Source organism: Flavobacterium sp. (assembly GCF_025352425.1).
Lineage (GTDB): Bacteria > Bacteroidota > Bacteroidia > Flavobacteriales > Flavobacteriaceae > Flavobacterium.
The window spans coordinates 1-11,040 of record NZ_JANXTI010000057.1 but is presented as its reverse complement, the minus strand read 5'-3'; the positions used below and the strand labels follow the sequence as shown (position 1 = coordinate 11,040).

At 36.1% G+C, this 11,040-nt stretch carries 10 protein-coding genes and 1 pseudogene; 8 read left to right on the top strand and 3 right to left on the bottom strand.

The genetic code is table 11. The features are described from left to right. The 3 genes and pseudogenes from Q0Q99_RS07790 to Q0Q99_RS07780 form a co-directional block, all read left to right on the top strand. Positions 1-123, top strand: a pseudogene (locus Q0Q99_RS07790) (IS982 family transposase); the annotation flags it as partial. A gap of 17 nt (positions 124-140) precedes the next feature. Beyond that, positions 141-725 carry a hypothetical protein gene (locus tag Q0Q99_RS07785; RefSeq protein ID WP_293893910.1) on the top strand — a complete coding sequence of 195 codons (585 nt, stop codon included), beginning with the start codon at positions 141-143 and terminating at the stop codon, positions 723-725. Positions 726-891: 166 nt separating this feature from the next. Then, the gene (locus tag Q0Q99_RS07780) at positions 892-3,156 is read left to right on the top strand and encodes an aconitate hydratase (RefSeq protein WP_293893907.1); all 2,265 of its coding nucleotides are present in this window, start codon (positions 892-894) and stop codon (positions 3,154-3,156) included. A gap of 52 nt (positions 3,157-3,208) precedes the next feature. Here the strand turns inward: Q0Q99_RS07780 and Q0Q99_RS07775 are convergent, their stop codons facing one another. From Q0Q99_RS07775 to Q0Q99_RS07765, 3 genes are all read right to left on the bottom strand, one after another. Further along, complete coding sequence (locus Q0Q99_RS07775) at positions 3,209-3,586, bottom strand: hypothetical protein (protein ID WP_293893904.1); 378 nt, start codon at positions 3,584-3,586, stop codon at positions 3,209-3,211. 147 nt (positions 3,587-3,733) lie between these two features. Continuing rightward, positions 3,734-5,182: a glyceraldehyde-3-phosphate dehydrogenase gene (locus Q0Q99_RS07770; protein ID WP_293893901.1), complete on the bottom strand. Its 1,449-nt coding sequence runs from the start codon at positions 5,180-5,182 to the stop codon at positions 3,734-3,736. A 147-nt stretch (positions 5,183-5,329) separates the two neighbouring features. Then, positions 5,330-6,718, bottom strand: a complete 1,389-nt coding sequence (locus Q0Q99_RS07765) for a trypsin-like peptidase domain-containing protein (RefSeq protein ID WP_293893898.1) — start codon at positions 6,716-6,718, stop codon at positions 5,330-5,332. A 130-nt stretch (positions 6,719-6,848) separates the two neighbouring features. Between Q0Q99_RS07765 and dapF the strand changes: the two genes are divergently transcribed. From dapF to Q0Q99_RS07740, 5 genes are all read left to right on the top strand, one after another. Next, positions 6,849-7,631, top strand: coding sequence for a diaminopimelate epimerase (gene dapF, locus Q0Q99_RS07760; protein ID WP_293893895.1), 783 nt, complete (start codon positions 6,849-6,851; stop codon positions 7,629-7,631). After that, entirely contained in the window at positions 7,625-8,152 is a 528-nt protein-coding gene (locus Q0Q99_RS07755; protein ID WP_293893892.1) for a GNAT family protein, read from the top strand. Before dapF ends, Q0Q99_RS07755 begins: the two co-directional genes overlap by 7 nt. Before the next feature lie 6 nt (positions 8,153-8,158). Then, positions 8,159-9,187: an endolytic transglycosylase MltG gene (gene mltG, locus Q0Q99_RS07750; RefSeq protein WP_293893889.1), complete on the top strand. Its 1,029-nt coding sequence runs from the start codon at positions 8,159-8,161 to the stop codon at positions 9,185-9,187. A gap of 2 nt (positions 9,188-9,189) precedes the next feature. Next, the gene (locus Q0Q99_RS07745; protein WP_293893886.1) at positions 9,190-10,107 is read left to right on the top strand and encodes a DUF2279 domain-containing protein; all 918 of its coding nucleotides are present in this window, start codon (positions 9,190-9,192) and stop codon (positions 10,105-10,107) included. A gap of 97 nt (positions 10,108-10,204) precedes the next feature. Then, positions 10,205-10,840, top strand: coding sequence for a peptidoglycan-binding protein LysM (locus Q0Q99_RS07740; RefSeq protein WP_293893883.1), 636 nt, complete (start codon positions 10,205-10,207; stop codon positions 10,838-10,840). Positions 10,841-11,040 lie beyond the last annotated feature (200 nt).

Sequence of the window (11,040 nt, the reverse complement as noted above, 5' to 3'; positions counted from 1 at the left end):
AAAACTTTTGAAGGTTTTAAAACAAGAATTTTAGCAAAAATAACAGCATTAACATTGGTTCAGTATATCAATAAATTCATATTTGACAGACCAATAAACAATATTAAAAATCAAACAATTTAATTACACCCAACGGGTTATTGATAGTGTTATTTATTGGTTTCAAAATTGCTTATCAACTAAATGTACAAACTACCACACTTGACATTTGGAATGTTTCACTGAAATCTGTCACAGTATACCGATTAGATGCTATTTTCATCGGAGTTTTGTGTAGTTGGATAAGCATGAATTACGAAAAAAAATGGAAGAAATTTAAGTTCACATCGGCATTAATTGCAGGCTTAATCATGATGTTTATGTATTATGGAATGGGTTTTCTAAGAATTCTTCCTGAAACTTACCCCTTTGTTTGGAATGTACTTTACCTCCCTTTAGCGTCACTTTCCATTGCTTTTTTACTTCCGTGGTTTTCTCAATTGGAAACCTCAATCTCTATTTTAAAAACCCCCGTTGTATTTATCAGTAAAATTTCCTACTCCATTTACTTGCTTCACTATAGTATCATTATGCAATTGTTGTTGTTGTTTATTGATAGGGAAAAGACTTCTTTGCTGCAACTTCATTTCATAACTGCAATTTATCTGTCGATTACAATTGTTACAAGTTATTTTCTATACCGTTTTTATGAACATCCAATGATGAATTTGAGGGATAAAAATTAGGAATATTCATTTTGCGTTGCTTTATTTAAAGTATTTGTATAAAAGTCATAGCAAAAACCCTCATTTCGTAAAATAGCGCTTCAAATCAATATATTTTATTAAAAACTTCTATAGAAGTATAACGTTTTCGTAAATTTGCACTGCGAAACAATAAACCCAAATAAATATGGCTTTTGATATTGAAATGATTAAAAAAGTATACGGGACAATGGCTGAGCGTGTAGATAAAGCACGCCAATTAGTTGGCCGACCATTAACGCTTTCAGAAAAGATTTTATATTCACACTTATGGGAAGGAAATCCTACTCAGGCATTCGCCCGCGGAAAGGATTATGTAGATTTCGCTCCCGATAGGGTTGCCTGCCAGGATGCAACCGCTCAGATGGCATTGTTACAATTCATGCATGCCGGAAAAAAAACAGTAGCTGTTCCAACAACAGTTCATTGTGACCATTTAATTTTGGCAAAAGATGGCGCTAAATCTGATTTAGCTGCCGCCAATTCACAATCAAAGGAAGTATTTGATTTTCTTTCTTCAGTTTCTAATAAATATGGAATTGGTTTTTGGAAACCAGGCTCCGGTATTATTCACCAAATTGTTTTGGAAAATTATGCATTCCCCGGTGGAATGATGATTGGAACCGATTCACATACGGTAAACGCGGGTGGATTGGGAATGCTGGCTATAGGAGTTGGTGGTGCTGATGCCGTAGATGTAATGTCCGGAATGTCATGGGAATTAAAATTTCCAAAATTAATTGGCGTAAAATTGACAGGAAAATTAAACGGTTGGAGTTCTCCGAAAGATGTAATTCTGAAAGTTGCCGACATTCTTACCGTAAAAGGTGGAACCGGAGCTATTGTTGAATATTTTGGCGAAGGTGCAACCAATATGTCCTGCACCGGAAAAGGAACTATTTGTAATATGGGTGCCGAAATTGGAGCAACCACTTCCACTTTTGGTTACGATGACTCGATGAGAAGGTATTTGGCTGCGACCGACAGACAAGATATTGTTGATGCTGCTGATAAAGTGGCGGATTATTTAACTGGTGATGCCGAAGTTTATGCTAATCCAAGTCAGTATTTTGACCAAGTTATCGAAATTAACTTATCAGAATTGGAACCACACATCAACGGGCCTTTCACTCCGGATAGAGGAACTCCGGTTTCTCAAATGAAAGCTGAAGCTGCTGCAAACGGTTGGCCATTAAAAATAGAATGGGGATTGATAGGTTCCTGCACCAATTCCTCTTATGAGGATATGGCACGTGCTGCTTCCATTGTTGAACAAGCGGTGGCTCACGGAATTACACCTAAAGCGGAATTTGGAATCAATCCCGGTTCAGAGCAAATTAGATATACAATTGAAAGAGACGGAATTATTGCGACTTTTGAGAAAATGGGAACCAAAGTTTTTACTAATGCTTGTGGTCCGTGTATTGGACAATGGGATAGAGAAGGTGCCGATAAGCAGGAAAAAAACACCATCGTGCATTCGTTTAATAGAAACTTCTCTAAACGTGCGGATGGAAATCCAAACACGCATGCCTTTGTAACCTCACCGGAAATGGTAGCAGCTTTGGCTATTTCGGGAGATTTGACTTTTAACCCAATTACTGATACCTTGTTAAATGATAATGGGGAAGAGGTGAAACTGAATCCACCACACGGTGATGAGTTGCCAAAAAGAGGATTTGATGTAGAAGATGCAGGTTTTCAAGCTCCGGCTGCTGATGGTTCTGGTGTACAAATTTTAGTGAGTGAAACGTCAGACAGATTACAGTTGTTAGCACCATTTGATGCTTGGGACGGAAAAAATATTACGGGAGCAAAACTTTTAATCAAAGCTTTTGGAAAATGTACGACGGATCACATCTCTATGGCTGGACCATGGTTGCGTTTTCGTGGCCATTTGGACAACATTTCGAACAATATGCTGATTGGTGCGGTAAACGCTTTTAACCAAGAAGCAAATAAAGTTAAAAATCAATTAACCGGGGAATATGGTACAGTTCCTACTGTGGCAAGAGCATACAAAGCGGCGGGTGTTCCTTCGATAGTTGTCGGTGATCAAAATTATGGTGAAGGTTCTTCCAGAGAACATGCCGCTATGGAGCCAAGATTTTTAGGTGTGAAAGCGGTATTGGTAAAATCATTCGCCCGTATTCACGAAACGAACTTGAAAAAACAGGGAATGTTAGCGTTGACTTTTGCTAACGAAGCCGATTATGATAAAATCCAGGAGAATGACACAATCAACTTCTTAGATTTAACTGAATTTGCTCCGGCGAGACCATTGACTTTAGAGTTTGTTCATGCTGATGGATCAAAAGATATAATCATGGCGAACCACACGTATAACGATAGTCAGATTGGCTGGTATGTAGCGGGTTCTGCCTTAAATTTGATTGCGGCAGGAAAGGCTTAACTAAAATTCAACAGGCATAAAAAAAGCTCAACATTTGTTGAGCTTTTTTTATCTACTTTCTTTTTTTATATATTTCTTTTAATCCTGATTTCCATTCCACAAGTTCGTAGTAGAACTCAACAGCGATGAGATTTTTCTTTTTGGTTACAGAACATCTTCCTGTAACATCTGCCTCGTCTCCACAGATAGTTGTTTTTGGTCCGGTTGTCAACCTATTGTTTGCATATTCCTGATAAATTTTATACGCAATGTCTTGGCGAATCGTCATTTTGGAATTGTAGGTACTGACGATAATCATTCCTTGATCGGAACGTGCGACGAACTCCATTCCGTTGTGACCATAATTATAGGTCTGAATTTTGGGATCGCCTTCTTTTTCATTAAAGGCGAAACAACTGATAATCAGTAAGCTAAAAAATACTTTTTTCATAATAATAGATTTGCGGGGGACAAATTAGGGGCGAAATATAATACTTTGTATCTATTATATAACGGAGTTATTTGAAAAATATTGTATTTGAACGAAAAAAACCGTCTATTCAACGAGAATAGACGGTTTTTCTGAACTAATAATCTACTAATAATAAGTATAGCGTCTTACTTTTGCTATATATTTTGCCAGACGAATTACCTGATGACTATAACCATATTCGTTATCATACCAAACATAGAGCACAATATTTTTCCCATCACCTGAAACAATGGTCGCATTGCTGTCGTAAATAGAAGGTTGGGCTGTACCCACAATATCTGATGATACTAATTCATTATTTAGTGAATATCTGATTTGCTCTACCAGTTCTCCTTCCAAAGCGTATTCTTTCATAATTTTATTTACTTCTTCAAAAGAGGTTGCTCGGCTCACTTCCAAATTCATAACCACTAAAGAACCATTTGGCACAGGAACCCGAATCGCATTAGAAGTTAGTTTTCCCGCTAAACTTGGCAACGCTTTGGCTACAGCCGTTCCGGCACCAGTTTCAGTAATTACCATATTCAAAGCTGCAGCACGGCCACGACGGTATTTTTTGTGCATATTGTCAACCAGGTTTTGGTCATTGGTATAAGCATGTATGGTTTCAATATGACCTTTAACAACGCCAAGAGAATCTTCAATTACTTTCAAAACCGGTGTGATGGCGTTGGTTGTGCAAGATGCAGCTGAAAAAATGTCTACATTATCCGGATTATAATCGTTGTGATTTACACCATAAACAATATTAGGAATTCCTTTTCCAGGTGCCGTTAATAATACTTTATCTACGCCTTTTGAAGTCAAATGGCGCTTCAACTGTTCTTCGGTTGTAAAAGCACCGGTATTATCTATTACTAAGGCATCTTCAATTCCGTATTTTGTATAATCAATTTCTTCCGGACCATTAGCTGTAATAACATGAACTGTTGTTCCGTTAATAATCAAAGCATTGTTTTCGGCATCAGCCTGAACAGAACCTTGAAAATCGCCATGAACTGAATCATAACGTAGCAATGAAGCTCTTTTTTCTAAAGATGTTGCATCGTTTCTATCACGAGTTACGATAGCGCGAAGACGAAGTTGTTGCCCTTTACCCATTTTACTCATCATTTCACGAGCTAATAATCGACCAATTCTACCAAAACCATACAAGACAACATCTTTTGGTTTTAAGTTCTGAAAGTCTTTTGCGTTTTTGAATTTATCAATTACAAAGGCTCTGCTATCGTCGTATTTATTGTCTTCAAGATGGTATTCATAAGTTAATTTTCCGATATCAATCCGCGATGGAGGTAAGTCTAAATCTTGAATGGAACGGGCTATTTCTACAGAATCAAAAACATTGATTGGTTTTTGAACAAACTCTCCGGCATATTCATGAAAGTTGATGATGTCGCTGACGTTTCTATCAATTAATTGGTTTCTGAAAAGAACCAACTCAATTGATTTATCATACCACAAATCGCTGATAATTTTAATTAATTCAACGCATGCTTTACGTCTGTCAGCCTGAAAAGATAATTCCTTCTCGTATAGTTTGTTACTGTCCATGAAAATAAATAAGTGTTAGTTGTGTTAAAGTAATTTGGCGCAAAAGTATAAAATAGAAACGTTTCACGAAAACGATTTCGTGACTTTTTATAAAACAAAAAAACCAGTCCATAAACTGAACTGGTTTTAAGAATTAACCTCTTAACATTATAAAATTATCTGAACTACTTGTCCTAATCTATTAATCATTTGAATATTGGCCGCTTGATTTTCGTCTTTTTTATTTAAAAATTTAGAAATAGTTTCAACATCTGTCGCCTTTACATTATCAACCGAGAGAATGATGTTTCCTTTGAGTTGGTCGGCATATGGTTTTAGGTTTTCGTTATTGATATCCTTAATTCGAACACCATAATCAATTCTGAATTTCTTTTTATCCGCCGCTTCGATATCTTCTAATTCCAATCCTTTAAATTCGGCAGTAACCAAATCGTATTTAATCAATGTAACAGATGCTGTTTTTGTTTCGCCGTTGCGGAGGAATGTTACCTGCACTTTGTCATTCGGTCTTTTGGTATTGATATATCCGGAAAGCTCGGAGAAAGTATTGATGTTTTGACTGTCTAATTTTTTGATGATATCACCTTTCTGCAAACCAGCTTTTTCTGCTCCCGAATTTTTAGTTATTTTACTAATATAGAAACCTTCCGTATCATTAATTCCTAGTTCTTTGGAAGCTTTACTATTTAATTCGCCACCTTCAACACCGAGAATTCCGCGCTGAACGTTACCGAATTCCATAATGTCTTCAATTATTTTTCGTGTAATATTTGATGGGATTGCGAAAGAATATCCGGCATAACTTCCTGTTGGAGATGAAATCATGGTGTTAATTCCAATTAATTCACCGTGCGTGTTAACCAAAGCACCACCTGAATTCCCTGGATTTACAGCAGCATCTGTCTGAATAAAAGACTGAAGGCCGTTGTTTTCTAAATTTCTGGCTTTCGCCGAAACAATACCGGCAGTAACGGTTGAAGTCAAATTATAAGGATTTCCAACAGCTAAAACCCATTCGCCAACTTTCACCTGATCTGAATCGGCAAACGTAGAATACGGTAGTTTTTCGTCAGCATTAATTTTTAATAAAGCGATATCCATCTTTGAATCCGTTCCGATAAGTTTTGCCATGTATGATTTGTTGTTGTTCAAGGTTACCTCAAGTTCAGAAGCACCCTGCACAACATGATTGTTGGTAACAATATAACCATCTTCCGAGATAATTACTCCCGAACCTGTACCAACTTGTTCTTGTTGCTGCCCGCCACGAGCTCCATAAAAGAATTCCATCATCGGATCAGACACCGTTCTTACCGAAACATTTTTAACATGGACAACAGTGTGAACAGTATTTTCTGCAGCAGCGGTAAAATCAACTCCTTCAGCTGATAAACCAACAGCCCTGCCATAATTGTTTGACGCTGTTGTTACAATCGAATCGCGACTGCCTTTTTCCTCAATAAATAATTTGTAAGCGCCAAGCGTGGTTGCACCACTCAATAAAGAAACCAAAAATAAACTAGATAATCGTTTCATATTTAATACCATTTAAAATTATTTGAACGTAAAATTATAAATTTCTCTTTTTCAAAAAATCAGTTTAACGCTCGTTTAACATTTTTAACTTAGTATTAATATTTGCTATATTTGTCGGAGTAAACATGCTATGAAATTCACTTTCTACAAATACGAAGGAACAGGAAATGACTTTATCTTCATAGATAATAGAGAAAATGAATTTCCTAAAAATGATGTTAGACTCATCGAAAAACTTTGCGACAGACGCTTCGGAATTGGTGCCGACGGATTGATTTTATTAGAAAGCGACACTGAAACCGATTTTCGAATGGTTTATTACAATTCGGATGGAAATCAAAGCTCGATGTGTGGCAATGGTGGTAGGTGTATAGTGGCTTTCGCCAAAAGTTTGAATCTTATCAATGACCAAACTACTTTTCTGGCAACTGATGGTTTGCATCAGGCATTTGTTTTTGAAAACGGAATGATATCGTTAGGAATGAAAGATGTCGATGAAGTAAAAATTCAAAACGATTATGTTTTCCTAAATACCGGTTCGCCACATCATGTAATGCTGGTAGATGACTTAGACAATTATGATGTAAAAGGGATTGGTGCCAAAATCCGTTATTCTGATTTGTATGGAAAAGCGGGAAGCAACGTGAATTTTGTAAAGCAGCTTTCCGAGAATCATTTTCAATTGCGAACCTATGAACGTGGCGTTGAAGACGAAACCTATTCCTGTGGCACCGGCGCAACGGCAGCAGCTATTGCAATGCATGCTATTGGAAAAACAAATTCCAATCATATAAATCTAGATGTTGAAGGTGGGAAACTGGAAGTTTCTTTTAAAAAGGAAGGAAATGTTTATACCCATGTTTTTCTGAAAGGACCGGCAACCCATGTTTTTAAAGGAGAAATTGAATGGTAACACTACAAGGACAAAATATCTTTTTACGCGCACTCGAACCCGAAGATTTAGAGTTTGTCTACGCTATTGAAAACGATGAAAATATTTGGGAAGTCAGTAATACCATAACACCGTACAGCAAATTCCTGATTAAGCAATATCTTGAAAATGCGCAGCAGGATATTTATGAAGCTAAGCAACTGAGGTTGACAATCTGCAAAAAGGGAAATTCAGCAGCTGTTGGATTAATTGACTTATTCGATTTTGATGCGAAGAATAAACGTGCGGGCGTTGGCATTATCATCCAAAATGAAGCTGATAGAAATAATGGTTTTGGAAAAGAAGCTTTAGGTTTGGTAATTAATTATGCTTTTCAACAATTGCAATTGCATCAACTGTTCGCAAATATCGGAACAGAAAATAAAGCAAGTGAATCACTTTTTATTACATTTGGATTTGAGAAAATTGGAGTGAAAAAGGACTGGAACTTTACCAATAATGCTTTTCATGATGAAGCTGTCTTTCAATTAATAAAAAAATAAATTATTTTGAATAGAAATAAAATTTTAAAGGGTTTAGGAATTGTTTTCCTTGTTTTTGTAGCTATTATTTATATCAAATTTTTCACTTCGGACACGAATTTTGACAAAGAAGAACTATATGTTGAGATTCCTACAGGATCCAACTATTCAGATGTTCAAAGAATACTTTCCCCATTAGTAAGAAACATGAGCGATTTTGAGTTAATTGCTAAACGCCGTTCGTATCCGGAAAATGTAAAAGCCGGCCGATTTTTGCTAAAGAAAGGCATGAGTGCTTTTCAATTGGTTGCAACCATGAGACGAAATGTTCCGGTGAAATTGGCATTTAACAATCAGGAGCGATTGGAAAATCTTTGTGAACGTTTGAGTTCTCAAATAGAACCTGATACTACTAAGTTACTGGCTACATTTTACAATCCTGGATTTTTAAAGAAAAATGGTTTTACCAAAGAGAATGTGTTTGCCATGTTTTTGCCAAATACATATGAAGTATATTGGAACATTTCGGCAGAAAAATTCAGGAGTCGAATGCTTGATGAGTACAATCGGTTCTGGACAAAAGAGCGAATTGCAAAAGCTAAAGCTTTAAATTTAACGCCAGTTCAGGTGATTGCTGTGGCATCCATTGTTCATAAGGAATCAGTTAAGAAAAGCGAACGCCCAACAATAGCTGGCGTTTATCTCAACAGACTAAATCAAGGCATGGCTTTGCAGGCGGATCCAACTGTTATTTATGCTTTGAAATTGCGTGACAATGATTTTAATCAGGTCATCAAACGAGTTTTATACAATGATTTGTTTATTAATTCTCCATACAATACGTATAAAAATATTGGGTTACCTCCGGGACCAATCGCAATGCCGGATGTCGATGCCATTGATGCGGTTCTAAATGCAGAAAAGCACGATTATATTTATTTCTGTGCCAGTGTTGAAAAATTTGGTTATCATGTTTTTGCGTCGACTTATGAGCAACATCAAGTGAATGCCAAGAAATATGCTCAATGGTTGAACCAACAAGGAACAACCAGATAATTTTGAAAGTATCCAAGAGCATAATTATAGCTTTGTTGTTTTGGTGTTGCCAAATTGCTGTCGCTCAAAATTCCATTGAAAATTTTCTAAAGCCTTCGGATACTTTAAACAAAAGACGACTCAAAACACTGGTTATTTCTGAAGTTGCTATTGGCTCAGCAACCTTGATTGGTTTGGATCAGATTTGGTACGCCGATTATCCCCGTTCCAATTTTCATTTTATAAATGACAATGCAGAATGGCTTCAAATGGATAAAGTCGGGCATGTTTTTTCATCGTATCATTTAAGTCATTTTGGTGCAAATGAATTAAAATGGGCCGGAGCAAGTCGAAAGAGCCAACTATTTTATGGTTCAACGTTAGGTTTGGTTTTTTTGACGACGGTTGAGGTCTTTGACGGTTATTCGTCAAATTGGGGTGCGTCTTTGGGGGATATAGCTGCAAATGTTTCCGGAACAGCCTTATATGTTTCGCAGGAACTACTTTGGAAAGAACAACGAATTGTGCCTAAATTTTCCTTTCATACAACACCGTATGCTTCTGTGAGGCCAAATGTTTTAGGAAGTTCAATACAAGAACAAATTCTTAAAGATTATAACGGGCAGACTTATTGGCTTTCCGCTAATATATATTCATTTGCAAAATCATCTAAAATTCCAAAATGGTTAAATGTAGCTGTTGGTTATGGCGCGGAAGGAATGATAACCGGCAACGATGGATTTACCAACACGATTTTTCTCCCGGAAAGTAAAAGATATCGGCAATTTTTCCTCAGTCTTGACGTTGATTTGACCAAAATCGAAACCAAATCTCATTTTGTTAAGACAATTTTAACTATTTTTAATACAATCAAAATTCCGGCTCCAACGTTTGAAATCAACGGTTCAGGAGGAACTAAGTTGCACTTTATCTACTTTTAGCGCACTTTAACTGCTTGATATTCAATTTTATAAAATAAGGCGTATATTTGCACCCGAAATATTCAAGTCGGTGACAGCGCTTGAGAAATAAGATTGAATGATTAAAAAAGGAATTTTTTACACAGCAATACTACTCACCGTAGCTTTCTTAAGTTCAGGTTTTAAGCCTTATAATTCTCAAATCAGTAACTTCTTATTTGCTGATGAAAACGAAGAACAGTCCTATGTTTTTCCCTCTCAAAACAACATTGACTATTTTAAACTAAAAATTCCTTTCACAGGTAAATATTTTATTGGCTTTAAAGAAGCAGTTGCCCATAAAGAGTCACAAGGTAAATATCGCAAAATAAATTCTTTAGGTTATATGGGAAAATACCAATTTGGAAAAGAAACTTTGAAATCTATTGGAATAAAAGATAGTGTTGGCTTTATGAATAATCCTAAACTTCAGGAAAAAGCTTTCGTTGCCTTATTATCTAAAAATAAATATGACTTAAAGGATTATATACATTATTACGATGGTAAAATAGTAGATGGCGTTAAGATTACGGAATCAGGGATTTTAGCGGCAGCGCATTTAGGAGGTTCAGGATCGGTAAAACGATTTTTAAATTCTAATGGCGAGAAAAAATGCAAAGATGATTACGGTACTTCAGTTAAAACGTATATGAAAGATTTTGGTGGGTTTGAAACCGTTGGAATTCGAGCAGTGAAGAATGCAAAAGTAAAATAATTACATTTTGTGAATCATAAAAAAGAAAGGTCGATGTTCGAAGCATCGACCTTTTATATTTTAAAAACGGCATAAAAATCTAATGATCTAATTCAGATTTAACCCTATCAAAGAAAGGTTGGCTTATTTTCATAAATTGTTCAGGAGTAGCTTTAGAAATTAATTCATATAAGTACTCATTTTTCTTTTCTAATTTTTCT

Bases quoted from the DNA above. Each gene is read 5' to 3' on its own strand.
- Q0Q99_RS07780 (WP_293893907.1), top strand. From the start codon at position 892: ATGGCTTTTGATATTGAAATGATTAAAAAAGTATACGGGACAATGGCT.
- Q0Q99_RS07770 (WP_293893901.1), bottom strand. From the start codon at position 5,182: ATGGACAGTAACAAACTATACGAGAAGGAATTATCTTTTCAGGCTGAC.
- dapF (WP_293893895.1), top strand. From the start codon at position 6,849: ATGAAATTCACTTTCTACAAATACGAAGGAACAGGAAATGACTTTATC.
- Q0Q99_RS07740 (WP_293893883.1), top strand. From the start codon at position 10,205: ATGATTAAAAAAGGAATTTTTTACACAGCAATACTACTCACCGTAGCT.
- Q0Q99_RS07755 (WP_293893892.1), top strand. From the start codon at position 7,625: ATGGTAACACTACAAGGACAAAATATCTTTTTACGCGCACTCGAACCC.
- Q0Q99_RS07765 (WP_293893898.1), bottom strand. From the start codon at position 6,718: ATGAAACGATTATCTAGTTTATTTTTGGTTTCTTTATTGAGTGGTGCA.
- Q0Q99_RS07775 (WP_293893904.1), bottom strand. From the start codon at position 3,586: ATGAAAAAAGTATTTTTTAGCTTACTGATTATCAGTTGTTTCGCCTTT.